This window comes from Streptomyces sp. NPDC040589 (assembly GCF_055594445.1).
Window position 1 is genome coordinate 1159275 of sequence record NZ_JBVIWP010000003.1, and the last position, 25909, is coordinate 1185183.

The 25909-nt window shown below is 72.2% G+C and carries 22 protein-coding genes; 9 read left to right on the forward strand and 13 right to left on the reverse strand.

Features of this window, described 5'->3' with window-relative positions; translation table 11 throughout:
- Positions 1–218 precede the first annotated feature (218 nt).
- Positions 219–1115: a TIGR01777 family oxidoreductase gene (locus ACZ58V_RS17665; protein WP_471290664.1), complete on the reverse strand. Its 897-nt coding sequence runs from the start codon at positions 1113–1115 to the stop codon at positions 219–221.
- A gap of 71 nt (positions 1116–1186) precedes the next feature.
- Between ACZ58V_RS17665 and ACZ58V_RS17670 the strand changes: the two genes are divergently transcribed.
- Positions 1187–1684 (forward strand): GNAT family N-acetyltransferase, encoded by a 498-nt coding sequence (locus ACZ58V_RS17670; protein ID WP_468190610.1) that lies wholly within the window; start codon positions 1187–1189, stop codon positions 1682–1684.
- A 7-nt stretch (positions 1685–1691) separates the two neighbouring features.
- On the opposite strand, the gene ACZ58V_RS17675 is transcribed toward ACZ58V_RS17670, so the two are convergent.
- Positions 1692–2876: a MarP family serine protease gene (locus ACZ58V_RS17675; protein ID WP_468190608.1), complete on the reverse strand. Its 1185-nt coding sequence runs from the start codon at positions 2874–2876 to the stop codon at positions 1692–1694.
- 190 nt (positions 2877–3066) lie between these two features.
- On the opposite strand from ACZ58V_RS17675, the gene ACZ58V_RS17680 reads away from it, so the two are divergent.
- Both ACZ58V_RS17680 and ACZ58V_RS17685 read left to right on the forward strand, forming a co-directional pair.
- Positions 3067–3987: a peptidoglycan recognition protein family protein gene (locus tag ACZ58V_RS17680; RefSeq protein ID WP_468190606.1), complete on the forward strand. Its 921-nt coding sequence runs from the start codon at positions 3067–3069 to the stop codon at positions 3985–3987.
- Positions 3984–4178, forward strand: a complete 195-nt coding sequence (locus ACZ58V_RS17685) for a hypothetical protein (RefSeq protein ID WP_468190604.1) — start codon at positions 3984–3986, stop codon at positions 4176–4178. Before ACZ58V_RS17680 ends, ACZ58V_RS17685 begins: the two co-directional genes overlap by 4 nt.
- On the opposite strand, the gene ACZ58V_RS17690 is transcribed toward ACZ58V_RS17685, so the two are convergent.
- The 7 genes from ACZ58V_RS17690 to ACZ58V_RS17720 form a co-directional block, all read right to left on the reverse strand.
- Positions 4168–4689, reverse strand: coding sequence for a DUF4240 domain-containing protein (locus ACZ58V_RS17690; protein ID WP_468190602.1), 522 nt, complete (start codon positions 4687–4689; stop codon positions 4168–4170). The two genes, ACZ58V_RS17685 and ACZ58V_RS17690, sit on opposite strands and share 11 nt — an antisense overlap.
- Before the next feature lie 53 nt (positions 4690–4742).
- Positions 4743–5729 carry a helix-turn-helix transcriptional regulator gene (locus tag ACZ58V_RS17695; protein WP_468190600.1) on the reverse strand — a complete coding sequence of 329 codons (987 nt, stop codon included), beginning with the start codon at positions 5727–5729 and terminating at the stop codon, positions 4743–4745.
- Between the two features lie 59 nt (positions 5730–5788).
- A complete protein-coding gene (aceE, locus tag ACZ58V_RS17700; protein WP_471290665.1) occupies positions 5789–8491 on the reverse strand; it encodes a pyruvate dehydrogenase (acetyl-transferring), homodimeric type in 2703 nt (900 codons plus the stop codon).
- 268 nt (positions 8492–8759) lie between these two features.
- A complete protein-coding gene (locus tag ACZ58V_RS17705; protein WP_184596340.1) occupies positions 8760–9383 on the reverse strand; it encodes a GntR family transcriptional regulator in 624 nt (207 codons plus the stop codon).
- Positions 9384–9619: 236 nt separating this feature from the next.
- On the reverse strand, positions 9620–11404 hold the full coding sequence (gene sucB / locus ACZ58V_RS17710; protein WP_471290666.1) for a 2-oxoglutarate dehydrogenase, E2 component, dihydrolipoamide succinyltransferase: 1785 nt from the start codon (positions 11402–11404) through the stop codon (positions 9620–9622).
- Between the two features lie 62 nt (positions 11405–11466).
- On the reverse strand, positions 11467–12855 hold the full coding sequence (lpdA, locus tag ACZ58V_RS17715; RefSeq protein WP_189724626.1) for a dihydrolipoyl dehydrogenase: 1389 nt from the start codon (positions 12853–12855) through the stop codon (positions 11467–11469).
- Between the two features lie 286 nt (positions 12856–13141).
- Complete coding sequence (locus ACZ58V_RS17720; RefSeq protein WP_468190593.1) at positions 13142–14668, reverse strand: leucyl aminopeptidase; 1527 nt, start codon at positions 14666–14668, stop codon at positions 13142–13144.
- Between the two features lie 354 nt (positions 14669–15022).
- On the opposite strand from ACZ58V_RS17720, the gene ACZ58V_RS17725 reads away from it, so the two are divergent.
- The 5 genes from ACZ58V_RS17725 (at position 15023) to ACZ58V_RS17745 (ending at position 21681) form a co-directional block, all read left to right on the forward strand.
- Complete coding sequence (locus ACZ58V_RS17725) at positions 15023–17056, forward strand: hypothetical protein (RefSeq protein ID WP_468190591.1); 2034 nt, start codon at positions 15023–15025, stop codon at positions 17054–17056.
- 125 nt (positions 17057–17181) lie between these two features.
- On the forward strand, positions 17182–18732 hold the full coding sequence (gene pelF / locus ACZ58V_RS17730) for a GT4 family glycosyltransferase PelF (RefSeq protein ID WP_471290667.1): 1551 nt from the start codon (positions 17182–17184) through the stop codon (positions 18730–18732).
- Positions 18729–20246, forward strand: coding sequence for a hypothetical protein (locus tag ACZ58V_RS17735; RefSeq protein WP_471290668.1), 1518 nt, complete (start codon positions 18729–18731; stop codon positions 20244–20246). Before pelF ends, ACZ58V_RS17735 begins: the two co-directional genes overlap by 4 nt.
- Entirely contained in the window at positions 20243–20902 is a 660-nt protein-coding gene (locus ACZ58V_RS17740) for a spherulation-specific family 4 protein (protein WP_468190585.1), read from the forward strand. Before ACZ58V_RS17735 ends, ACZ58V_RS17740 begins: the two co-directional genes overlap by 4 nt.
- The gene (locus ACZ58V_RS17745) at positions 20899–21681 is read left to right on the forward strand and encodes an endo alpha-1,4 polygalactosaminidase (RefSeq protein WP_468190583.1); all 783 of its coding nucleotides are present in this window, start codon (positions 20899–20901) and stop codon (positions 21679–21681) included. Before ACZ58V_RS17740 ends, ACZ58V_RS17745 begins: the two co-directional genes overlap by 4 nt.
- Here ACZ58V_RS17745 and ACZ58V_RS17750 read toward each other — a convergent pair.
- Together ACZ58V_RS17750 and ACZ58V_RS17755 are read right to left on the reverse strand one after the other, a co-directional pair.
- Positions 21641–22246 carry an RDD family protein gene (locus ACZ58V_RS17750; protein WP_471290669.1) on the reverse strand — a complete coding sequence of 202 codons (606 nt, stop codon included), beginning with the start codon at positions 22244–22246 and terminating at the stop codon, positions 21641–21643. The two genes, ACZ58V_RS17745 and ACZ58V_RS17750, sit on opposite strands and share 41 nt — an antisense overlap.
- Positions 22247–22329: 83 nt before the next feature.
- A complete protein-coding gene (locus ACZ58V_RS17755) occupies positions 22330–23112 on the reverse strand; it encodes an adenosylcobinamide-GDP ribazoletransferase (protein WP_471290670.1) in 783 nt (260 codons plus the stop codon).
- Positions 23113–23172: 60 nt separating this feature from the next.
- Here ACZ58V_RS17755 and ACZ58V_RS17760 point away from each other — a divergent pair, with 60 nt between their 5' ends.
- A complete protein-coding gene (locus ACZ58V_RS17760) occupies positions 23173–23937 on the forward strand; it encodes a hypothetical protein (protein ID WP_468190577.1) in 765 nt (254 codons plus the stop codon).
- On the opposite strand, the gene ACZ58V_RS17765 is transcribed toward ACZ58V_RS17760, so the two are convergent.
- Together ACZ58V_RS17765 and cobT are read right to left on the reverse strand one after the other, a co-directional pair.
- On the reverse strand, positions 23877–24575 hold the full coding sequence (locus tag ACZ58V_RS17765) for a hypothetical protein (RefSeq protein ID WP_468190575.1): 699 nt from the start codon (positions 24573–24575) through the stop codon (positions 23877–23879). The genes ACZ58V_RS17760 and ACZ58V_RS17765 overlap by 61 nt on opposite strands.
- Positions 24576–24715: 140 nt before the next feature.
- On the reverse strand, positions 24716–25816 hold the full coding sequence (gene cobT / locus ACZ58V_RS17770; protein ID WP_471290671.1) for a nicotinate-nucleotide--dimethylbenzimidazole phosphoribosyltransferase: 1101 nt from the start codon (positions 25814–25816) through the stop codon (positions 24716–24718).
- Between the last annotated feature and the right edge of the window lie 93 nt (positions 25817–25909).

Below are 25909 nucleotides of genomic sequence, written 5' to 3' on the forward strand. Positions count from 1 at the left end.
GCGCGGGCGCTGGAGACGTCATGCCCTCAACAGGCCGCAGGGATACGCGAGTTCTGGTCGAGGGTAGGGCCGTGATCGGTCAAATGGGGTCGCGCATCAACAGGGCACGGTCGCACGGCGGTCGCATACGGATGCCTTGTGGGCATGAAGTGGTCGCAGACTGCTTGTGGGTGACTCGAAGAGCTGTCGCGGAACGGCCGGGACCCGTACCGGACCCGTCACAGCGCCGCCCGGATCGCCCCCTCGATCTCCGGGAAGGCGAACCGGAAGCCCGACTCCAGCAGCCGCGTCGGCAGCACCCGGGCGCTGCCGAGCACGTCCCCGGCCATCTCGCCGAGCACGCTCCGCAGGACGGGTGCGGGCACGGCGAACAGCGTGGGGCGGCGCAGCACGCGTCCCATCGCCGCGACGATCTCACGGTTCGTCAGGGGGTTCGGGGCGGTGAGGTTGAACGGCCCGGACAGACCGTCCGTGTCGATAAGATGCCGGATCGCGGCGACCTCGTCGTGCAGCGCGATGAACGACCAGTACTGGCGTCCGTCGCCCATCCGCCCGCCGAGCCCCGCCTGGAACAGCGGGAACAGCCGCCCCCACGCACCGCCGTCGCGGGACACGACCAGGCCGGTCCGCGTGAACACCGTGCGGACACCGGCCTCCTGGGCCGGTGCCGTGGCGCCCTCCCAGTCCACGCAGAGCGAGGGCAGGAAGCCCTCACCCGCCGGAGCGCTCTCGTCGACGGTCCGGTCCCCGGTCTCGCCGTAGTAGCCCATGGCGCTGCCGTTCACGAAGACCCGCGGCCGGTCCTTCTCGTCCAGCGAGGCGACGGCCTCGGCGAGCGCGGCCGTGCCGTTCACCCGGCTGTCGCGGATCCGCTGCTTGTAGGCGTCCGTCCAGCGGCGGTCGCCGACCCCGGCCCCCGCCAGGTTCACCACCCCGTGGCACCCGGCGAGCCCGGCCGCGTCCACGCGCCCGCCCTCCGGGTCCCAGCGGACCTCGTCCGCCGCCCGGGGCCCATGGCGCACCAGGCGCACCACCTCGTGCCCGTCGGCGGTCAGGGACCGCACCAGAGCGCTGCCGATGAGACCGGAAGCGCCGGTCACCGCGATGCGTCGCATGGCTCAATCTTGCCGCTCGCGTACATAAAAGCCCCGTCGGGAACCGCCGTCTCCGACGTAACGTGACCGCCATGCCGACTCCGCACATACGACCCGCACGGCTCGACGACGAGGAGGCGCTCGGGCTGCTCGACCGTGCCGTCTGGTCGCATCTGCACGCCGTCCAGCCCCGCCCCGAGCCGCCGTACGAGCCCTTCTTCTCCGAGCGGGACCCGGCGCAGGACTGTCTTGTCGCCGAGTTCGACGGGGTCCTGGCCGGCTATCTCCGGCTGGGGACCGCGACGTCGCTCGCCTGCAACGCCCATGTGCGGATGATCCGGGGGCTCGCCGTCGCCGGGGAGGCCCGCGGGCACGGCGTCGCCCGGGCGCTGCTGCGGGCGGCGGGCCAGGAGGCACGACGGCAGGGGGCGCGGCGCATCACCCTGCGCGTCCTCGCGCACAACACGGCGGCCCGAAAGCTCTACGAGTCCGAGGGATTCGTGGTGGAGGGGGTCCTGCCGGAGGAGTTCTTCCTGGACGGCGCGTATGTCGACGACGTCTTCATGGGGCGCTCCCTGCCGACCGCCTGACCGGGCGTCATGACGTGGCGAGATCCCCCGTGTCCACCGGAGTGGTCGCGTCCGCCGCCCGTCGCGCGTCGGCGGCGACCTCGGCCGCCGTCAGGACGTAGCCGGTCTCGGCGTCCGAGGTGGAGCGGGCGAAGACCACGCCGTAGACCCGGCCGTCGGTGGTGAGGAGAGGGCCGCCGGAGTTGCCGGGCCGGACGGTGGAGCGGATCGAGTAGATCTCGCGGGTGACCGTCCCGTCGTTGTAGATGTTCTGGCCCGTCGCCCGCACACGGTTCGCGACCGTCGCCGCCTGGAGGTTCAGGTCGCCGTCCTGCGGATAGCCCGCGACGACCGCCGAGTCGCCGCGCTCCGCCGCGTCGTCGAACCGCAGCACCGGGGCCTTGAGACCCGGCACGTACAGCACGGCCACGTCCTTCTGCGAGTCGAAGAGCACCACCCGCGCCTCGTACGTCCGCCCGACCCCGCCGATCTGCACGGTCGGCTCATCGATGCCGGCCACCACATGGGCGTTGGTCATCACATGCTCCCGGGAGTACACGAACCCGCTGCCCTCGCGGCCCTGGGTGCCGGCGACGCCCTCGACCTTCACCGTGCTCCGCTTGGCGGCGTCGGTGGCGGCCGCGGTGACGCTGTCACCGGAGGGCGCGGCGACCTCGGCGGTCGACTCGTTCTCGAACGGGTTGAAGACCTGCGGGAAGCCCGCCTGGGTCAGCGCGGAGGTGGCCCCCGAGAACCAGTCCGGCGTGGTGTCCGGCATCGTCCGCTGCACGGCGTCGAGCAGCCGCGAGTCCCGGATCGCCGAGGTGACCAGCGGCGACGAGGACACGCCCAGGACGCTCGCGGCCACCCACGCCACGATCAGCACGGCGACGGCGTTGGCCACGGCCCCGCCGATCCCGTCCGCCACTCTGAGCGGCCCTCTGTCCAGCTCCCGCCGCAGCCGCAGCGCGAGGCGCCCCGCCAGCTCGTGCCCCACCACCGCCGGGAGCAGCACCGTGAACACCGCTGTCAGCGTCGCCCCCGTCGTCCCCGGCGTCACCAGGTCCATCACCCACGGCAGGACCCACACGCCGATGACCGCGCCGCCCACGAAGCCCGCCAGTGACACGCAGCCGGCCACCAGCCCGCGCCGGTACCCGGACGCCGCATAGGCCAGGACGACCAGCAACAGCAGGATGTCGAGCAGGTCCACGCACGCCGCCTTTCATTCGGAACCCCTTAGTACGTGGGGGGAGGGCCCGGTGATCAGTCACACGCGCGTGGATGATCAGAACCGGCCACGCGTCCGTGCACCAGGAAAAACGTCGCGGACCGTGACGATGGTTCCACCGGGTGGCACATCACACATCGCGGACGGACCGGATCGGGTCGACAGTGAGCACATGCGTGTCTTCCGAAGACGGCAGGGTGCGCGCAGGCACCGCGCCGCCAGGACACCCGGCATAACCGGACTGCCGCGCGCCGCCCGGGTGGGCCTCGGCTGCCTGCCGGGCCTCTCCGCCGCCGTGGCGCTGGTGCTGTGCGCCTACGGCGTCGAGAACGCCGCCGACAGCGCCCCCGAGCCGGCCGCGGCCCGCCCCACCGCGAAGCCCTACACCGCCCCCCGGCCGCACATCGTGCCCCGAGCGCACTGGCTGGGCGACGCCGCCCGCAAGCAGCCGCGCCCCCGCTACGACGACCGGGTCGGCGCCGTGTTCGTCCACCACACCGACACGCCCAACGGCTACGACTGCGCCGACGCGCCCCGCATCATCCGGGACGTGTACACCGGCCAGACCGGCACCCGCGACTGGGACGACATCGGCTACAACTTCGTCGTCGACCGCTGCGGCACCATCTACGAGGGCCGGGCCGGCGGCGTCGAGCGTGCCGTCACCGGCGCCCACACCCAGGGCTTCAACCACGGCACCACGGGCATCGCCGCCCTCGGCACCTTCACCGACGGCATGCCCGTGCCGCAGGCCATGATCCACGCCATCGCCGCGCTGTCCGCCTGGAAACTGGGCCTGTCCGGCACCGACCCGCGGGCGAGCGTCCGCCTGGTCTCCAGCAACGGCCTGAGCCGGTACGCGGCCGGCACCACCGCGAAACTCCCCGCCCTCGCGGGCCACAACGACGGCTACATGACCAGCTGCCCCGGCGCCGCCCTGCACGCCCGCCTGCCGGAGATCAGAGAGCTGGCGGCCCGACTGCAGCACCGGCCGAAAGACCCACAGCAAGGCCACAGCCGGCGCGCAGTGTCCTCAGATCACGGCCCCCTACGGTCACCCGCACAGGCAGCCGACCGGAGGTGGGGACCATGAACGACCGCCGTACGAAGAACCCGCACACCTGGATCACGGCCACGCGCGGCCCCTGGGCGGTGCTCTGCGCGGTCGCGACCGTCGTCCTGGGCCCGGCGGCGGCCACCGCGTCCGCCCTCGACCAGGCCAACGCGGCCCCGCTGTACCACGCGGTGAAGAGCGACACCCGGACCCCGGCGGTCAGCCCCTGAAGCGCTCCCACAGCCGGGGATAGCGCTCGGCGAGGAGCCGCTCGTTCTCGAAGTCGAGCGACGTGCCCTCCGGCTCCGGGGGCGCCGGCGGGATCTCCAGATCCGGGGCGACCACGCCGGTGAGCTGCTCGTAGGCCTCGTCCGCCGCGTAGCCGAGTTCCTCGCCGTCGCCGTCGATCTCCTCGTCGAACTCGCCCAGCAGCTCGGCGAGCGAGTCCGGCTCGTGCACGGCGCCCTCGAAGACATGGCGGCCCTGGCCGATCAGCCAGCACCGGAAGAAGTCGAAGGCGTCGTCGCTCGCCCCGTCCAGCAGCACCCAGGCGGCGCCCCACAGGTCCCACCGGTAGGCGCGGTTGTAGCGCGACTCGAAGTGACGGGCGAAGTCCAGGACCGAGTCCGGGTCCAGCTGCGAAAGCCGCTCCACGAGCAGGTCGGCCTGTTCCTCCGGGTCGCCTTCGGCGGCCTCGCGAGAGTCGTCCACCAGCTCCCAGAACTGCGTCTCGTCCATCACGGGTCAAGCATCGGCCCTGGGGCACACGGGCGCACCCGGAGTGCGCGGGATCGTTATGCGCCGTCCGCGCGGTGGTACAGCCCGGCCAGCCGCAGCGCGTCCCCCGCGAACCGCTCGCGCAGGCCCTCGGGCGCCAGCACCTCCACCTCCGCGCCGAGCGCCGTCAGCTGGGTGTGCGCGACCTCCTCGGACTCCACCGGCAGAGCCACCGTCACCCATCCGTCGGTGTCCGGACCGTCCGCGTCCGCCAGGGCCTCCCGCGCGGACAGCGAGTCGAGGGCGTACGGCAGTGCGCGCACACCGGCGGGGGACAGCCGCACCACCACCCGCGCCCGCAGGATGGACCGGGCGAACTGTTCCGCCCGCTCCTCCCAGAAGGCGGGCAGCTCGAACTCCGGCTCCCGTTCGAAGCGCTCCTCGCCCGGGTCCACCGCCGTGAACCGGTCGATCCGGTACACCCGGAAGGACCCGCCCCCGGCCACCCGCGCGCACAGGTACCAGACGCCCGCCTTCAGCACGAGCCCGTACGGCTCCAGCTCCCGGACGACCTCGTCCTCCCCGCGCCGGTACCGTGCGACGACCCGCCGGTCGTCCCACACGGCGTCGGCTACGGCCGGCAGCAGCGCGGGCGTCCTCGGCTCCTTGAACCAGTTCGGAGCGTCCAGATGAAAGCGCTGCGCCGCCGTCCTCGAGGCGTCCCGCAGGGACGGCAGCAGGGCCGCCGACACCTTCAGCTGAGCGGCCGAGGCGGCGTCCTCCAGGCCCATCTCGCGCAGCGCCCCCGGAACCCCGGACAGGAACAGCGCCTCCGCCTCGCCGCGGTGCAGCCCGGTCAGCCGCGTCCGGTACCCGCCGATCAGCCGGTACCCGCCGGCCCGGCCCCGGTCCGCGTACACCGGAACCCCCGCCTCCGACAGCGCCTGGGCGTCCCGGGTCACCGTCCGCTCCGACACCTCCAGCTCACGGGCGAGCTCGGCGGCCGTCATGGCGGGCCGGGACTGCAGGAGCAGCACCATCTTGATGAGCCGGGCAGCACGCATGGGCACATCATGCAGCAGGGCCCCCGACCGAAGCCGGGGGCCCTGCTGATCACCGGTCCTTACAGACCGTACTTCGCGCGCGCTTCCTTCACGGCCGTCGCCTTGACCTCGCCGCGCTTGGCGAGCTGGGCCAGGGCCGCGACGACGATGGACTCGGCGTCCACGCCGAAGTGGCGGCGGGCCGCCTCACGGGTGTCCGAGAGGCCGAAGCCGTCGGCGCCCAGCGAGGACCAGTCCTGCTCGACCCACTGCGCGATCTGGTCCGGGACCTGGCGCATGTAGTCGGAGACCGCCAGCACCGGGCCCTCGGCGCCCTGGAGCGCCTGCCGGACGAACGGCACCCGCTCCTCGCCGCGCAGCAGCGCCTCGTCCGCCTCCAGCGCGTCACGGCGCAGCTCGCCCCAGGACGTCGCCGACCACACGTCGGCCGCCACGCCCCACTCCTCGGCGAGCAGCTGCTGCGCCTTGAGCGCCCAGTGGATCGCCGTACCGGAGCCGAGCAGCTGGATCCGCGGGGCGTTGGCCGGGGGCGTGATGCCCGCCGACTCCGCCGTGTTGAAGCGGTACAGGCCCTTGACGATGCCCTCGTCGACCCCGTCCACGGACGGCTTCGCCGGCTGCGGCATCGGCTCGTTGTAGACGGTCAGGTAGTAGAAGACGTTCTGGTCCTCGCCCGGGGCCGCCTCGCCGTACATCCGGCGCAGACCGTCCTTGACGATGGCCGCGACCTCGTAGGCGAACGCCGGGTCGTACGACAGTGCCGCCGGGTTGGTCGCCGCGATGACGGGGGAGTGGCCGTCGGCGTGCTGGAGGCCCTCACCGGTCAGGGTGGTGCGGCCGGCCGTGGCGCCGACGAGGAAGCCGCGGCCGAGCTGGTCGCCGAGCTGCCACATCTGGTCGGCCGTGCGCTGCCAGCCGAACATCGAGTAGAAGATGTAGAACGGGATCATCGCCTCGCCGTGCGTCGCGTACGACGTCGAAGCGGCGATGAAGTCGGCCATCGAACCGGCCTCGGTGATCCCCTCGTTGAGGATCTGGCCGTTCTTGGCCTCCTTGTAGTACATCAGCTGGTCACGGTCGACCGGCTCGTACGTCTGGCCCTTGGGCGAGTAGATGCCGAGCGACGGGAACAGCGACTCCATACCGAAGGTGCGCGCCTCGTCCGGGACGATCGGCACCCAGCGCTTGCCCGTCTCCTTGTCGCGGACCAGGTCCTTGACCAGGCGGACGAACGCCATCGTCGTCGCCACGTTCTGCGAGCCGGAGCCCTTGTCGAAGGACGCGAACGCCTTCTCCGCCGGGGCGGGCAGCGGGGCGACCGGGTGCACGCGACGGGCCGGGGCCGGACCGCCGAGGGCGGCACGGCGCTCCTGGAGGTAGCGGACCTCGGGGGAGTCGGCGCCCGGGTGGCCGTAGGGCACCACGCCGTCGGTGAAGTCGCTGTCCTTGATCGGCAGCTCGAGCAGATCGCGCATGTTCTTGAACTCGTCCACCGTCAGCTTCTTCATCTGGTGGTTGGCGTTCTTCGACGCGAAGCCCTCGCCGAGGGTGTGGCCCTTGACCGTCTGGGCCAGGATCACGGTCGGCGCGCCCTTGTGCTCGACGGCCGCACGGTAGGCGGCGTACACCTTGCGCGCCTCGTGACCACCGCGCGAGAGGTGGAAACACTCGAGGATCTTGTCGTCGCTCAGCAGCTTCGCCAGCTCCACGAGCGCCGGGTCTCCGCCGAAGAAGTCCTGGCGGATGTAGGCGGCGTCACGCGTCTGGTACGTCTGGATCTGTGCGTCCGGTACCTGACGCAGGCGGCGTACGAGCGCGCCGGTGGTGTCGAGCTGGAACAGCTCGTCCCAGGCCGTGCCCCACAGCGTCTTGACGACGTTCCAGCCGGCGCCGCGGAACTGGGCCTCCAGCTCCTGCACGATCTTGAAGTTGGCGCGGACCGGGCCGTCGAGGCGCTGCAGGTTGCAGTTGATGACGAACGTGAGGTTGTCCAGCTCCTCACGGGCGGCGAGCGCGAGGGCCGCCGTCGACTCGGGCTCGTCCATCTCGCCGTCGCCGAGGAACGCCCACACGTGCGAACCGGCGGTGTCCTTGATGCCGCGGTTGGCGAGGTAGCGGTTGAAGCGCGCCTGGTAGATGGCCGACAGGGGGCCGAGGCCCATGGAGACCGTCGGGAACTCCCACAGCCAGGGCAGGCGGCGCGGGTGCGGGTAGGACGGCAGGCCGTCGCCGCCCGCCTCCCGGCGGAAGTTGTCGAGCTGGCTCTCGTTCAGCCGGCCGTCGAGGAAGGCGCGGGCGTAGATGCCGGGGGAGGCGTGGCCCTGGATGTAGAGCTGGTCGCCGGAGCCGTCGGCCTCTTTGCCTTTGAAGAAGTGGTTGAAGCCGGTCTCGTAGAGCCAGGCCGCCGAGGCGAAGGTGGCGATGTGGCCACCGACGCCGTACTTGCTGCCCCGGGTCACCATCGCGGCCGCGTTCCAGCGGTTCCACGCGGTGATCCGCTGCTCCATCGCCTCGTCACCGGGCACGCCCGGCTCGGCGGGGGTGGGGATGGAGTTGACGTAGTCCGTCTCGAGGAGCTTCGGCAGCGCGAGGCCGGCGCCCTCGGCGCGCTCCAGCGTGCGCCGCATGAGGTATGCGGCGCGGTGCGGTCCGGCCGCCTCGGTCACCGCGTCCAGGGAGGCCCGCCATTCGGCGGTCTCCTCCGGGTCCCGGTCCGGGAGCTGGTCGAGCTCGCTCGGCTGGATGGCTTTGGGGTCGGTCATGTCGCCGCCTTCCTCAGTCGAAGGGGGTTCCCTCATCGGTAAGGGTTCGGGGGTGCCCTTTGTCTTTGGCAGGACAGGGCTGGGGCTTGGGTGGCAAGCCCGTCGGTGACTGTAACCCTCTGATCGATGATCGATCAAAGGGTTGAGAGGCAAAACCTCTTGATCACGAGAAAGTCGGCACGCGGTGCCTCCGCCGGTGGCACGCGGTGACGGGATTTCGGCGGGTTTTCGCAGGTCGGAGGCGTATGAGCGGGATTGCGCCCGAGTGTCACGCCCTGGGCGCGCAGCCCAGGACGTGGGCCTTCACCAGTTCGGCGATCCGGGGGTCGCGGCGCTTGAAGGCGGCGACCAGCTCCTCGTGCTCCTCCGCGTACGACTGCTGCTGGGTGCCCAGCCAGCGGATCGACAGGGCCGTGAACACCTCGATGCCGAGGCCTTCCCAGGTGTGCAGCAGGACGGAGTTGCCCGCCGCGCGGACCAGTTCGCGGTGGAAGGCGACGGTGTGGCGGACCTGGGCCGTGCCGTCCGACCTGCGGTCGGCCTCGTACAGGGCGTTGACGTGCGGTTCCAGCGCCGAGCAGTCCTCCGCCAGGCCCTGGGCGGCCAGCTCCGCCGCGATGGCCTCCAGACCGGCCCGGACCGGGTAGCTCTCCTCCAGGTCGGCGGCGGTCAGGTTCCGTACGCGGACGCCCTTGTTCGGAGCGGACTCGATCAGGCGCAGGGATTCCAGTTCGCGCAGGGCCTCGCGGACCGGGGTCTGACTGACCTCCAGCTCCGTGGCGATCCGGCGCTCGACGATCCGCTCGCCCGGCTGCCAGCGTCCGCTGATGATCCCCTCCAGGATGTGCTCGCGGATCTGCTCGCGCAGCGAGTGGATGACGGGCGCGGTCATGTGAGCTCCTTAAAGGGGTTTGACGTTTAGACAATAAGGCCGGGTCGCTCCGTGGGCGGGGTGGGCGGGGGTGTCTTGGTGCAGGTGAGACGAGACTTACACGGGGGGGCGTGAGCTGTCCTCGGCTGCGGCGCCGTCGTGGCTGGTCGCGCAGTTCCCCGCGCCCCTGAAGGACAAAGGCCGATGCCCCCGCCCGGAGTTGTCCGGACGGGGGCACCGTGTTGCTGCGACAGGCGTCAGAGGCCGAGCTCGACCTCGAACTCGCCCGCCTCCAGGATGGCCTTGACCGCCGTCAGGTAGCGGGCCGCGTCGGCGCCGTCCACCAGGCGGTGGTCGTAGGACAGGGTCAGGTACGTCATGTCGCGGACGCCGATGACCGTGCCCTCCTCCGTCTCGATGACGGCGGGGCGCTTGACCGTGGCGCCGATGCCGAGGATGGCGACCTGGCCCGGCGGCACGATGATCGTGTCGAAGAGCGCGCCGCGCGAACCGGTGTTGCTGATGGTGAAGGTCGCGCCCGACAGCTCGTCCGGGGTGATCTTGTTGGCGCGGACCTTGCCCGCGAGCTCCGCCGTGGCCTTGGCGATACCGGCGAGGTTGAGGTCACCGGCGTTCTTGATGACCGGGGTCATCAGGCCCTTCTCGGAGTCCACCGCGATACCGACGTTCTCGGTGTCGAAGTAGGTGATGGTCCCCTCGGCCTCGTTGATCTTGGCGTTGATCGGCGCGTGCGCCTTCAGCGCCTGGGCCGCGGCCTTGACGAAGAACGGCATCGGGGACAGCTTCACGCCCTCACGGGCCGCGAAGGAGTCCTTGGCCCGGGCGCGCAGCTTCATCAGACGCGTGACGTCGACCTCGACGACCGAGGACAGCTGGGCCTGCTCCTGCAGGGCCTTGACCATGTTGTCGCCGATGACCTTGCGGATCCGCGGCATCTTGATGGTCTGGCCGCGCAGCGGGGAGGTCTCCAGCACCGGGGCCTTCTTGCCGGCGGCCGGAGCGGCTGCCGCGGCCGGAGCCGGGGCAGCGGCGGCGGCCTTCGCGGCCTCGGCGGCGGCGATGACGTCCTGCTTGCGGATACGGCCGCCGACGCCGGTGCCCTTGACGGTGGACAGGTCGACGCCGTTCTCGGAGGCGAGCTTGCGCACCAGCGGGGTGACGTAGGCACCGTCGTCACCGGAGGTGGCGGCGGGCGCGGGAGCCTGGGCCGGGGCGGGCGCCGGAGCGGCCGGGACCGGCTCGGGAGCCGGGGCGGTCTGCTGCTGCGGGGCCGGAGCCGAGGGCGCCTGCGGGGCGGGCGCCGGAGCGGCCGGAGCCGGGGCGGCGGGGGCGGCCGGGGCGGGGGCCTCGGCAGCCGGGGCCGGGGCGGCGGGAGCCGGGGCGGCGGCCGGAGCCGCACCCGCGACGCCGATGACGGCGAGCTTGGCGCCGACCTCGGCGGTCTCGTCCTCGCCGACCACGATCTCCAGCAGCGTGCCCGCGGTGGGCGCCGGGATCTCGGTGTCGACCTTGTCGGTGGAGACCTCGAGCAGCGGCTCGTCGGCCTCGACGCTGTCACCGACCGACTTCAGCCAGCGGGTGACGGTGCCCTCGGTGACGGACTCGCCGAGCGCGGGCAGGACGACGTCCGTGCCCTCGGCGGAGCCGCCGCCGGCGGCGGCGTCGGCGGTGGGAGCGGGCGCCGGGGCGGCCTGCTCGGTGGACGGGGCGGCCGGAGCCGGCTCCGGAGCGGGCTCGGCGGCCTGCTCGGCGGCCGGGGCCGGGGCGGCAGCGGGCGCACCGCTGCCGTCGTCGATGAGGGCCAGCTCGGCGCCGACCTCGACCGTCTCGTCCTCAGCGACCTTGATGGAGGCCAGGACGCCGGCTGCGGGGGAGGGGATCTCGGTGTCGACCTTGTCGGTCGAGACCTCGAGCAGCGGCTCGTCGGCCTCGACGCGCTCGCCCTCGGCCTTCAGCCAGCGGGTGACAGTGCCCTCGGTGACGCTCTCGCCGAGCGCCGGAAGGGTTACGGAAACCGCCATGGTTTCGGTTGCTCCTTACGGAAAGTGCGGAAGTCTGTGTCGTCGCTTCTCGACCGAGGGGGTCAGTCGTGCGAGTGGAGGGGCTTGCCGGCCAGGGCCAGGTGGGCCTCGCCGAGCGCCTCGTTCTGCGTCGGGTGGGCGTGGACGAGCTGCGCGACCTCGGCGGGCAGCGCCTCCCAGTTGTAGATCAGCTGGGCTTCGCCGACCTGCTCGCCCATGCGGTCGCCGACCATGTGGACGCCGACCACGGCACCGTCCTTGACCTGGACGAGCTTGATCTCGCCCGTGGTGTTCAGGATCTTGCTCTTGCCGTTGCCCGCGAGGTTGTACTTCAGAGCGACGACCTTGTCCGCGCCGTAGATCTCCTTGGCCTTGGCCTCGGTGATACCGACGGAGGCGACCTCCGGGTGGCAGTACGTCACCCGCGGGACACCGTCGTAGTCGATCGGAACGGTCTTCAGACCGGCCAGACGCTCCGCCACCAGGATGCCCTCGGCGAAGCCGACGTGCGCGAGCTGGAGGGTCGGGACCAGGTCACCGACGGCGGAGATGGTCGGGACGTTGGTGCGCATGTACTCGTCGACCAGCACGTAGCCGCGGTCCATGGCGACGCCCTGCTCCTCGTAGCCGAGGCCGGCGGAGACCGGGCCGCGGCCGACGGCGACCAGCAGGACCTCGGCCTCGAACTCCTTGCCGTCGGCGAGGGTGACCTTGACACCGTCCTGGGTGTACTCGGTCTTCTCGAAGAACGTGCCCAGGTTGAACTTGATGCCGCGCTTGCGGAAGGCGCGCTCCAGCAGCTTGGAGGAGTTCTCGTCCTCGACCGGGACGAGGTGCTTCAGGCCCTCGATCACGGTGACGTCCGTACCGAAGGACTTCCAGGCGGAGGCGAACTCGACGCCGATGACACCGCCGCCGAGGACGATGGCCGACTTCGGCACACGGTCCAGGACGAGGGCGTGGTCGGAGGAGATGATGCGGTTGCCGTCGATCTCCAGGCCGGGCAGCGACTTCGGCACGGAGCCGGTCGCGAGGAGGATGTGGCGGCCCTGGACGCGCTGGCCGTTCACATCGACGGAGGTGGGGGAGGACAGCTTGCCCTCGCCCTCGATGTACGTCACCTTGCGGGAGGCGACGAGGCCCTGCAGACCCTTGTACAGGCCGGAGATCACGCCGTCCTTGTACTTGTGGACGCCGGCGATGTCGATGCCCTCGAAGCTGGCCTTCACACCGAACTGCTCGCTCTCGCGGGCCTGGTCGGCGATCTCGCCCGCGTGCAGCAGGGCCTTGGTGGGGATGCATCCCCGGTGCAGGCAGGTGCCGCCGACCTTGTCCTTCTCGATCAGGGCGACGTCCAGGCCCAGCTGCGCTCCGCGCAGGGCCGCGGCGTAACCACCGCTGCCACCGCCGAGGATCACTAGGTCGAAAACGGTGCTGGCGTCGTTCGCCACGTCACGTCCTCCATGCATGTGCGCCGTACGCCGGTCTTCACTGACCGGCAGGCGGCTGGTGTCCGGCCGCTCGTTCTTCGGCCCTTCGGTGGGGCCCTGTCCTGCCGAGCCCCATCTTCGCACTTGTCGACACACAAAGAGACGCCGGGCTGCTGTGTGAGACGCCCCACGTTCATATGTGACGGACAGCGGGGTCACGCCCTCAAGGGGCGCGGGGAACCGCGCGACCAGCCCCCACGCCCCCGCACTCGCCACACAACCGGCGAGGCCGAGCCCAAAGGCGAACTCAGCCGAGGTCGCCCGCGGCCGTCAGCTCCGCCAGCCGCACCAGCGTCCGCACAGCCGTCCCCGTGCCACCCTTCGGCGTGTACCCGAAGGGCCCGCCCTCATTGAACGCCGGCCCCGCGATGTCGAGGTGCGCCCAGGTGATCCCCTCGCCCACGAACTCGCGCAGGAACAGACCGGCGACCAGCCCGCCGCCCATCCGCTCGCCCATGTTCGCGATGTCGGCCGTGGGAGAGTCCATCCCCTTGCGCAGGTGCTCCGGCAGCGGCATCGGCCACGCCGGCTCCCCGACCTCCTCGGCGGCCTCGTGCACCGCGGAGCGGAACGCGTCGTCGTTGCCCATGATCCCGAACGTCCGGTTGCCCAGCGCCAGCACCATCGCCCCGGTCAGCGTCGCCACGTCCACGATCGCGTCCGGCTTCTCCTGGGAGGCCGCCCACAGGGCGTCGGCCAGCACCAGGCGGCCCTCGGCGTCGGTGTTGAGCACCTCCACCGTCTTCCCGCTGTGCATCCGCAGCACGTCACCCGGACGGGTCGCGGAACCGGAGGGCATGTTCTCGGCCAGGGCGAGCCAGCCGGTGACGTTGACCTCCAGGCCGAGACGCGCGGCGGCGACGACCGCGGCGAACACGGTGGCCGCGCCGCTCATGTCGCACTTCATCGTCTCGTTGTGACCGGCCGGCTTCAGCGAGATGCCGCCCGAGTCGTAGGTGATGCCCTTGCCGACGAAGGCGAGGTGCTTCTTCGCCTTCGAGGAGGTGTACGACAGCTTCACCAGGCGCGGTCCCGCCGCCGAGCCGGCCCCGACGCCGAGGATGCCGCCGTAGCCGCCCTTCTCCAGGGCCTTCACGTCGAGCACCTGCACCTTGATGCCGTGCTCCTTGGCCGCGGCCTGCGCGACGGCGGCGAACGCCTCGGGGTTCAGGTCGTTCGGCGGGGTGTTGATCAGGTCGCGGGCGCGGTTGAGCTCCTCGGACACGGCGGCGGCACGCTCGATCGCCGCCTTGTATGCCTTGTCGCGGGGCTTGCCGCCCAGCAGGGCGACCTCGGCGAGGGGGGCCTTGCCGTTCTTGGCCTTGGCGTCCTTGCCGTTGTCCTTGTAGGCGTCGAAGGAGTACGCGCCGAGCAGCGCGCCCTCGCCGATCGCGCCGGCGTCGGCGGCGTCCGTCAGGGGCAGCGCGAACGCGGCCTTCTTGGTGCCTGCCAGGGCGCGGGCGGCGACGCCGGCGGCCTTGCGCAGGGCCTCGGTGTCGTAGTCGGCGTCCTTCTCGGGCACCGCACCCAGGCCCACCGCCAGTACGAGCGGTGCCTTGAAGCCGGACGGTGCCGGCAGCTTCGTCGTCTCGCCCTCGGCACCGGAGGCGCCGAGAGTCTCCAGGACGCCGGCGAGCTTGCCGTCGTACGCCTTGTCCACGGCCTCGGCGCCCGGTGCGACGACCGGCCCCTTGGCACCCTTGGCGACACCGATCACGATCGCGTCGGCCCGCAGACCGGGCGCCGCGGCGGTGCTGAGAGTGAGAGCAGTCACGGTGGTGAAATCTCGCTTCCGATGTGAAGTTGCGATGGTCGAACGGTGTGGGTCGACCGGGCCCGAGCCGACCCTATTCCGACTCAGGGTCTGGCGATCACGGGGCCTTCCCCGGTGCGGCGAACACTCGACGACGAGACTACGCGCGTGGTCGCGTTCGCTCATTACTGCGGGTGTTCACCTGTCGGTCGCGTAGTAGCCATTTCTTGATCCTTCACGGCGGTGAACTCGGTCACACTCGCTCGGATCCGGTGAGAGTCCCGCTCGCCGCTTTGCATGATTTTCACTGATCCTCCTCTGTTCGGCCTCTGTTCGACCGCAAGGGGAGCTCTGGGATCTTCTGGGGGAGGAACCATGGCGCAGCGTGCGCGCAGGTGGAGAAACACGGCCGCGGCGATGACGGCGGCAGGCATGATCACGGCCGGGGCGGTGGCGCCCGGGGCGGCGGCCGCGGAGGAACCGCGCGTCGATCTCAAGGTGCTCGTGGTGGACAACGGCGACAGTCCCGTCGAGGCCGTCACCGCCCAGCTCAGAAGCACGGGCGTCCCGTACACCACCGTCGACCTGAACGACTCCGGCCGCCCGAAGATCACCGAGTCGTTCCTGAGCGACACGGTCAACGGCAGGCCCCGCGCCAAGTACCAGGGCGTCGTTCTGCCGAACGAGGCCCCGTTCGGCGCGGGCTCCGCCGAGCAGACCGCCCTGGAGGCGTACGAGCGGACGTACGGCATCCCGCAGGTCGACGCCTACACCTGGGCCCACCCGGAGGTCGGCCTCGACTACACCAGCGAGGGTGGCTGGGCAGGCACTCTTGACGGGCGCGAGGCATCCGTCACGGCGGCCGGGAAGGCGGGCCGGTTCGGCTACCTTCAGGGCGCGTTCCGGTTCGAGGACAACGCGCCGGGCGTGCAGGAGAGTTACGGCTACGCGGCCCGGCCCCGCGCCGGCTTCACCAGCTACGTCGACCTCCCCGTGCCCGGCGGCACCGGCCGCGGCAGCCTCGTCGGCGAGTACGCCCACGACGGCCGCCGCGAACTCGTCGTGACCTTCGCGTACAACAACAACCAGCAGCAGTTCCGGCTGCTGGCCCGGGGCATCGTCGAGTGGCTCACCCAGGGCGTGCACCTGGGGCAGACCCGTAACTCCTTCGCGGTGCACGTCGACGACGTGTTCGCCCCGGACAGCCGCTGGGACACCGAACGCGACTGCACCCCGGGCGACTTCGACTGCGCGGGCGGCGACGGCGAGGGCACCACGCCGATCCGCATGACCGCGGACGACGCCGCCTACGCCGCCCAGTGGCAGCGCGAGCACGGCTTCACCATGGACATGGTCTACAACGCCGGCTCCGGCGAGGAGTGGAAGACCGAACACGGCGGCACCGACGCCCTCGCCGACCGGCTGGTCGCCGACAAGGCGCAGTACCGCTGGGTCAACCACACCTACACGCACCCGTTCCTGGGCTGCGTCCAGGACACCTCGAGCGTGCCGTGGAGCTGCGCGAAGAACGCGGACGGCTCGACGCGGTACATGGGCCGCGCCGAGATCGCCGCGCAGATCCGCGACAACCACAACTGGGCGGTGGGCAAGGGCCTCCCCGTCGACCGCTCCGAGCTGGTCACCGGTGAGCACTCGGGCCTGAAGACGCTGCCCCAGCAGCCGAACGACAACCCGAACCTGTCCGGCGCGCTCGCCGACACCGGCGTCAAGTGGATCGCCTCGGACAACTCCCGCGAGCCCGGGCAGCGGGCGATCGGCACCGCGCTGACCGTTCCGCGCCACCCGATGAACGTGTACTACAACGTGGGCACGGCGGCCGAGATGGCCGACGAGTACAACTGGATCTACACCTCGCGCGGCGACGGCGGCAGCGGCGTCTGCGAGGACAACCCCACCTCGACCTGTCTGGACGAGCCGCTCGACACCACCACCGGCTACGCCGAGCACATCGTCCCGCAGGAGGCGCGCACCGCCCTCGGACACGCCCTCGCGGGCGACCCCCGGCCGCACTACGCGCACCAGTCCAACCTGGCCGAGGACCGGCTGCTCTACCCGGTCATGGAGAAGGTGCTCGCCGACTACCGGGCGCTGTTCGCCGACGACACCCCGCTGGAGAACCCCCGGCACAGCGCCATCGGCACCGAGGTGCAGCGCCGCGCCGCATGGCAGACCGCCCTGGCGAACGGACGGGTGACGGCGTACCGCATCGGCACCACCGTCACGGTCACGGCCCCGTCCGGCACGCAGATCCCGGTGACCGCCCCGGAGGGAACCAAGAAGCAACTCCTGCTGGGCACCAGCGCCTTCGGCACCCCGTACGCGGGATCCCGCTCGGCGTGGACGACCCCGGCGACACTCCAATCGGCGCTCACGCTGAGGCTCCCGTAAAGGGGCGCGGGGCTGTATCTGACATGCGGCTCCGCCGCGGGGCGCGACCAGCCCACCACAAGCCGCACTCGGCATCCGGGCAGCAGCTCCCCGCACATCATCCGCACCACAGGGGGAAACACCGCATGAGGCGAACAGGCCGCCACGTCACCATGCTCACGGAAGGCACCTACCCACACGTCCACGGCGGCGTCAGCACCTGGTGCGACCAACTCGTCAAGGGCATGCCGGAGGTCGACTTCCACATCGTCTCCCTCACCGGCAGCGGCCGCGAACCCGTCACCTGGGACCTGCCGCCCAACGTCTACGCCCACACCTCCGTCCCCACCTGGGGCCCGCGCCCCGGCCGCAGAAGGCCTCCCTACGGCAAGGCCCGCCGCCGCTTCACCGACACCTACGAGCGCTTCCTGCTCTCCTTCCTCGACCCCGGCTCGCCCACCGACTTCGGCACGTCCCTGAACGAGCTGGCCGAACTCGCCCGGGACGGACGCCTGTCGGCCGCGCTGCGCACCGAGTCGGCGCTGAAGTCCCTGATGTGGATCTGGACGATGCCGCATCTGCCGACCGCCGCCGCACGGCCCACCGTGCACGACGCGCTGACCGCGACCGACCTGCTGGAACACGCCCTGCGCCCGCTCGGCGTCCGCATCCCGGAGGACTCCGTCGCCCACGCCGTCAGCAGCGGCCTCGCCACCCTGCCCGCGCTCGCCGCCCGCCACCTGGACGGCGTACCGTTTCTGCTCACCGAGCACGGCATCTATCTGCGCGAGCGCTACCTCGGCTACCGCCGCGACGCCCAGCGCTGGCCCGTGAAGGCGTTCATGCTCGGCTTCTACCGCGAGCTGAACTCCTACGGCTACCGCGCCGCCGATCTGATCACCCCGTGCAACCAGTACAACCGCCGCTGGGAGGAACGCGGCGGCGCCGACGCCGGCAAGATCCGCACGGTCTACAACGGAGTCGACCCGGCCGCCTTCCCGCACGCCGGCCCCGAGCCCGAGGTCCCCACGCTCTCCTGGTGCGGCCGGATCGACCCCATCAAGGACCTGGAGACCCTGATCCGCGCCTACGCGATGGTGCGCGCCGAGATGCCCGCGACCCGGCTCAGGCTCTTCGGCCCGGTCCCGCCCGGCGGCGAGGCGTACCTGACCCGGCTGGAGAAGCTCGCCGCCGAACTGGGCGTCACCGACGGCCTGACCTTCGAGGGCCGTATCACCGAGGTCTGGCGGGCCTACGCGGCCGGGCACGTGGTCATGCTGTCGTCGATCTCCGAGGGCTTCCCGTTCTCCATCATCGAGGCCATGTCCTGCGGCCGTACGACGGTGTCGACGGACGTCGGCGGGGTGCGCGAGGCCGTCGGCGACACGGGCCTGGTCGTGCCCCCGCGCGAGCCGGAGAAGATGGCCGCCGCCGCCCTGACCCTGCTCAAGGACGACCGACGGCGTCTCGAACTGGGCGAGTTGTCGCGCCGGCGCGTCATCGACCGCTTCACACTGCGCCGCTCGGTGGACGCCTTCCGCACCGTCTACAAGGAACTCGCGGGCGAGGACGAGGTGTACGAGCCCACCCTGGAGACGGTCGCCGACTGGACCCTGGAACTGCGCGACCCCTGGTACGCGTCCACCGCGGTATCGGGGTCCCCCCGGACGGAGTCTGTGGGAGGGGCCGGCTGGTGAGCGGAAGCGTCTGGCTCCCCCCGGGCTCCCGCCCGGACACCCTGCCCTACATCCCCCGGCAGCGCGCCACGCCGAGCTGGGCCCGGCCCGACCCGGTCGACGAACTCGCCGCCCGGCTTGAGGACTTCATCGCCGCGGCCGTCCACCCGGACGAGATCGCCGCCCTGCTGGAGTCCGACGGCCTCTCCGACGACCAGATACGCGAGCGGTACGGCGTCAAGAACTCCTTCGCGCTCGCCGAGACCCTCTACGAACGCGTCGAACGCCGCTACCCCGAGCCCGCCGGCCCGGCGCCCGACCCCTGGCAGACCGGCCTGCTCGGCTGTCTGCTGCGCGGCGTCGTCTTCGCCCTGCCCGGCCTCGCCTACGTCCTCGGCGCACCCCTGTTCGCCGGCGACGACGACTTCGGCCTCCCCGCGGGCACGGTCCCGCTCCTCGCCGGCGCCCTGTGCGGCTGGACGTGGAACCAGGGCCTCGCCCACCGGGCGTACGCATGGCTGGGGCTGGGCGACCGGACGGCCGCCCGGCGCGCGCTGCTGCTCGGCGCCCCGGCGGGCGCGCTGCTCGGCTCCGTGGTCGCCCTGGCCTGTGCGGCCGGTGCCGCCCCGGCCGCGGTCGCCTTCGCCGCCGGGCAGTCCTGCTATCTGGCGGCGGCGACCGTCCTGCTGGTGATGGGCCGCGAACGGCTCCTGATGGCCGCCCTCGCGCCGATGGCGACGGGCGCGGTCCTGTCCCTGGCCGGCCCGCTGCCCGAGGCCGTGAGCCCGGTCCTGCTGCTGGGCTCACTCGCGGCGGTCGCGGCCCTCGCCGTGCGCGAAGTGGCACCCGCCCTCAAGGAACCGGGCGAGGGCGGCTGGACCGCGGGACTCGCCGCCATGCTGCCCTTCGGCGCGGTCGGCACCGCCCCGGCACCCCGTCGCCCCGCCGGGCCCCGGCTCGCGGGCTCCCTGCCGTACGCCCTGTTCGGGCTCGCCACCGGCGTTCTCGTGCTGTACGCGGCTCTCGGTGACGTCCTCGCCGGTGACAACGGCAGCGCGGTCGCCGCACCTGCCGCCGTGGCGCTCACCCTCAGCATGGGCCCCGCCGAGTGGCTGCTGTATCGATTCCGCAGCGGCAGCCTCGCCGCACTGCGCTCCAGCGGCACCGCCGGGACCTTCTGGCGCACCACCGTCCTCACCGTCGTCCAGTGCCTGGCCGCCTACCTCGCCGCCCTGCTCGCCCTGAGTCTCGCCGCCTCCGCCCTGTGGCCGCACGCCCCGGTCCCCGGCGGCGTCCGGCTGGCCGGGCTGCTCCTGCTGGGCGTGGTGCTGTGGACGGGCCTGCTGCTCCAGTCGTTCGGCGCGGTGACCGGTGCGACGGCGGTGTGCTGCGCCGCGGCCCTCGCCCAGACCCTGCTCCTCGTCACGCGCACCGGGGACCCGCACCTGGCGGGCCCGGCCGTGTACGGCACGGCGGCCGTCGTCCAGGGCGCCCTGGTGTGCGCCCTGCTGGGGAGGGCAACAGCCCACCGATGAGCACTCTCCTGGTTCCGTACTACGAGCACCCGTCCGTCCGTCCCGCCGAATGGGAGGCGATCCTGGCCGCCGCGCCCCGCCTCTACGGGGTGGTCCTCAACCCTGCCAGCGGGCCCGGCGACAGCCCCGACGCGGCCTTCGCCGAGATCGCCGCCCGGCTGCGGGCCGCGGGAGTCCGGGTCCTCGGGTACGCCGACACCGACTACGGCCGCCGCGCCACCACCGATGTCGTCCGCGAACTCACCCGGCACCGCGACTGGTACGGCACCGACGGCGCCTTCCTCGACCAGGTCCCGTCCGGGCCCGAGCAGTTCGAGTACTACCAGCGCCTGGCGGTGGCCGCCTGGGGCGTCGGCTGCGGCACCCTAGCCCTCAACCACGGCACTCCACCGCACCCCTGCTACGCCCGCATCGCCGACGTCCTCGTCACCTTCGAGGGCACCTGGGCGTCGTACCGCGCGCTGCGACCCGAGCCGTGGCCCGGCGGCAGCGACGTGCGGCTGTGCCACCTGGTGTACGACGTGCCGCCCGACGCCGACCCCGAGGGCCTGGCCAGGGCGCGGGGCGCGGCGGTGCATTGTGCGGTGCCCGGCACCGGCGATCATCCTTGGGGCACACTGCCGTACACCCTGCACAACCCGGAGAACACCCCGTGAGACGCACGTCCTTGCTCGTCGCCCTGCTCGTCCTGCTGCTCGCCGGCTGCACCCAGAAGGCCGCCGACGACAATCCCGGCCCCCGCTGGCAGCCCCGGCCGGGCACCGCCTGGCAGTGGCAGCTCAGCGGGAAGCTGGACACCTCCGTCGACGTGCCGGTCTACGACATCGACGGCTTCGACCACTCCGAGGCCACCGTCACCCGCCTGCACCGCGAGGGCCGCAAGGTCATCTGCTATCTGTCCACCGGCGCCTGGGAGGAGTTCCGCCCGGACGCGAAGAAGTTCCCGAAGGCCGTCCTCGGACGCGGCAACGGCTGGAAGGGCGAGCGCTGGCTGGACATCCGCCGCACCGACGTCCTGGAGCCCCTCATGGCGGCCCGGATCGACATGTGCCGCGACAAGGGCTTCGACGCGGTGGAGCCCGACAACATGGACGGCTACCGCAACGAAACGGGCTTCCCGCTGAAGGCCGCCGACCAGCTCCGCTACAACCGCCTCATCGCCCGCCTGGCCCACGACCGGGGCCTTGCCGTCGGGCTGAAGAACGACCTGGACCAGATCCCCGAGCTGGTCGGGGACTTCGACTTCGCGGTCAACGAACAGTGCGCCCAGTACGGCGAGTGCGCGGCCCTGAAGCCGTTCGTCGACGCGGGCAAGGCCGTCTTCCACGTCGAGTACGAGGTGCCCACCCGCCGCTTCTGCGCCGAGTCCCGCCGCCTGAAGCTCAGTTCGCTGCTCAAGAAGTACGAACTGGGGGTGTGGCGACAGGCCTGCTGAGCCTGACACCGGAGACCGCCGTGCCCGCCACCCGGTCGGCGAGGGAGCGCCGGCCGGGGGAGAGGACCGGCAGCGCGTTCAGCAGGAACAGCACCACCGCGACCCCCCACACCAGCACCGACAGCACGACCTGGCCCTCGACCAGCAGCACGCAGGCCACCGCGTACACGGCGACGTCCGCGGCGGTGGTGACGGCGGCCCGCCGCGCGGCCCGGCGCGGGAGGCTCGGGGTGACCTTCAGCCCGGCCAGGGCCTTGCCGACCGTGCGCCCGGCCAGCGCCAGGCACACCCACTGGTAGAGGAACACCGCCAGCACCAGCAGCCCGAAGGCCTGCTCGACGTAGAGCACCGACTTGTTCCACAGCGAGAGCCCCAGGTCCTCGGAGGCGTCGAGCATGTCGCCGCGCGAGGTCAGCAGGCCCAGGCCGCCGCGGGTGGCGAGTTCGGGCACGTCGGTGACGAGCGCGGAGATCCGGTGGAAGGTGAGCACGGCGAGCGCCGAGGCCAGCGCCAGCACCAGTGCGAAGTCGACGGACCAGGCCACGGCACGGCGCAGCTTCGGCATGAACATCCCCCGATCACTTGTGTGTTCGGGTGACGAAGCTAGCGGCCGGGCGGCCGGGGCAGGAGGGGGACGAGGAGATCGTTTCAGCCCAGTGACAGAACGACCAGCGCCGTCGTCGCCGCCGTCTCCGCGAGCCCGCCGAACACATCCCCGGTGACCCCGCCGAAGCGGCGCGTGCAGTGCCGCAGCAGCGCTTCGGCGGCGACCAGGGAGAGGACGACCGCGCACCCGGTCCGGACCACGTCGTACGGCCCCCCGAAGGCGCTTCCCGCTGCCGCCGCCCCCGTGACGGCGACGGCGGTGAGCAGTGCCCCGCGCAGGGGCACCACGCCCGCGACCGTCGCCCCCAGCCCCTCCGGCCGGGCCGCCGGCACCCCGGCCCGGGCCGCCAGGGTCAGGGCCAGCCGGGCGGCCGTCGCGGAGACGACCGCGGCGAAGGCGCCCCGGGCCCAGGAGGCGTCGTAGGCCTGGGCGAGCGCGGTGACCTGCGCGAGCAGGACGAAGACGAGGGTGATGACCCCGAACGGCCCGATGTCCGACTGCTTCATGATCCGCAGCGCGTCCTCGGCGGGCTTCCCGCTGCCCAGCCCGTCGGCGGTGTCCGCGAGCCCGTCGAGATGCAGCCCCCGGGTGAGGACGGCCGGCACGGCGGCGGTGGCCACGGCGGCGAGCAGCCCGCCCGCGCCGAGGAACAGCAGCACCAGCCCGACGGCGGCGGCCGCGGCACCGACCGCCAGCCCGGCCAGGGGAGCGCACAGCATGCCGCCGCGCGCGGCCTGACGGTCCCACCGGGTCACCCGGACCGGGAACACCGTGAGGGTGCCGAAGGCGAAGCGGAGGCCGTCGAGGGGCGAGGTTCTGGGCACCGGCGCAGGCTACCGGCCGGTCAGGAGAGCGGGCACGGCGCCCGAGGATAAAGTTCACATATGGGATGGTTCGAGCGGAACATCATGGAACCCGGCAAGCTGCCGCTGCTCCTCGCTCTCGTCTCCTTCGTGCTGACCTTCTTGATCACCCGGGGTATCACCCGCCTCATCCGGGCGGGCAAGGGTCCCTTCCGCAACATCAGCGGCAGCGGCGGTGTCCATGTCCACCACGTGGTGCCCGGCGTCATCCTGACGATCATCGGCGGCTTCGGCGCGGTCGCCGGCGGCCAGTACGGCTTCGGCTCGGCGCTGGCCGCGGTGATTTTCGGCATCGGCGCGGGACTCGTCCTGGACGAGTTCGCCCTGGTCCTGCACCTCGCCGACGTCTACTGGACCCCGGACGGCCGCAAGAGCGTCGAGATGGTCGTCCTCACCGCGTCCCTCGTCGGCCTGCTCCTGATCGGCTTCTCGCCGCTGGGCGTCAACGACCTCTCCGAGGACCAGCAGCAGAACCGCGCCGTCGTCCTCGGGAACGTCGTCGTGAACTTCGGGTTCGCCCTCATCGCCCTGTTCAAGGGCAAGGTCCGTCTCGCGGTCCTGGGCGTGATCATCCCCCTCGTCGCCCTGATCGGCGCCGTACGGCTGGCCCGCCCCACCTCCCCGTGGGCCAAGCGGTTCTACCGGAACCGCCCCCGCGCCCGTGCGAAATCCGGCTTGCGGGCCTACCACCACGACCGCCGCTGGGTGGGCCCACGGCGCAGGTTTCAGGACTGGATCGGCGGCGCGCCCGATTCCGAACCCGTCCGGTCCCTCGAACACCGCTGACGCAGCGCACCGGCCGCGCACAGCACCAGCACGGCCGTGATCGCCGCCAGGTGCTCCTTGCCCGCGAGGTTCTCCTTCAGGACGACCTCGACCACCATGGCCACGATCACCACCGCCGCCGTGACATACGCGCGACAGCGCAGGCCCAGGTAGACGGCCAGGCCCACCACCGCCGCCGACGGCCCGGTGTCCACGACCCGCGCGTCCGAGGCGGGCAGGCCCAGCGGGGAGTCCGGGCCCAGCCAGATGCCCAGGCGGGCGTAGAGGGTGCCCGCGAGCGTCGCGAGGTAGGCGATGAGCAGGGCCCGCCGCCAGCCCAGGCAGATCTCCGCGATGCCGAACACCAGCAGGATCTGCGCCAGCGCGCCCCACACCGGCAGATCAAGCGCGGGCACGAACAGCGACAGCGGCGTCCGCAGCAGCGCGAGCCACAGCGGGTCCTCGGCCCGTACGGCACCGATGTCCTGCACGAACCGGTAGCCCCACGACTGGTTGTGCGTGAAGTGGAGCACGGACGTCAGGCACACGGCCCCGGCCGCCATCGGCACCGCGCGCAGGCGCCGCTCCCGCAGCGGCCCGCGCACCGCGGCGTACAGCCGCCCCCATTCGGCGCGGGCCCGGCGGGCGAGCGTGGTCATCGGGTGGTCCTCGTCCGTGGGCCGGTGCGGCAGCGGGTGTGCGCGGTGTCCGTGGCTCAGTCAAACCGACACCACACGCGAAGACCGACCGGAACGGGACGAAGTTGAGCCAGGTGTGCGTGACCTGGATCTCTCGGGTGTTACTCCTCCGCGGAAACCTCGGAGCCCTCCGTGACCTCCGGCCGCTCGGACTCCTTCGGCTTCTCGGGCAGCTCCGCCGCCAGCGCCGCCGCGGCCTGCACCAAGGGGAGTGCCAGCAGCCCGCCCGCGCCCTCGCCGACGGTCACGCCCTGGGTCAGCAGCGGCTCCAGGGCCATCCGGTCCAGCGCCTTGGCCTGCCCGGGCTCGCCGCTGTCGTGCGCGGCCAGCCACCAGTCCGGTGCCCGGAACGCGATCCGCTGCGCGGCCAGCGCGCACGCGGCCGTCACGACCCCGTCGAGCACCACGGGCAGCTTCCGCACGGCGCTCTGCAGCAGGAAGCCCGTCATCGCCGCGAGATCGGCCCCGCCGACCGTCGCCAGCAACTGCAACTGGTCCCCGAGCACCGGCCGGGCCCGGCGCAGCGCGTCACGGATCGCCGCGCACTTGCGCATCCAGGCCAGGTCGTCGATCGCCAGCCCGCCACGCCCGGTGACGACCGACGCGTCGACCCCGCACAACGCCGCGACCAGCACACCCGCGGCCGTCGTCCCGCCGACGCTCAGATCGCCGAGCACCACCAGATCCGTACCGGAGTCGGCCTCCTCGTCGGCCACCGCGACCCCGGCCCGGAACGCCGCCTCGGCCTCCTCCGGGGTCAGCGCGTCCTCGATGTCGATCCGCCCGCTGCCGCGCCGCACCCGGTGCCGTACGACGTCCTCGGGCAGGGCCTCGGGGTCACAGTCCAGGGCCATGTCGACGATCCGCACCGGCACGCCGAGCCGCCGCGCGAGCACCGAGACCGGCCTGCCGCCCTCCAGCACCTCGCGCACCAACTCCCCGGCACCGCCCGCCGGCCGGGCCGAGACGCCCAGTTCGGCGACGCCGTGGTCACCGGCGAAGAGCACCACCCGCGGCCGTTCGACCGGCCGCACCGGCACCGCGGACTGCGCCGCCGCCAGCCACTCACCCAGGTCGTCGAGCCGGCCCAGCGATCCTGGCGGCACGATCTGCCGCTCCCGGCGTGCCTCGGCGTCACGGCGGATCCCGCCGTCCGGACGCTCGATCAGATCGGTGAAGTCGTCGAGATTAAGCGAGCTCATTCGCCGAACAGTACCGGCACCGATCGAACAGCACGGCGCCACATCGCGACTCCGTCACGGCGACGTCGTTGCACCCAAGATCGGCATCCCATA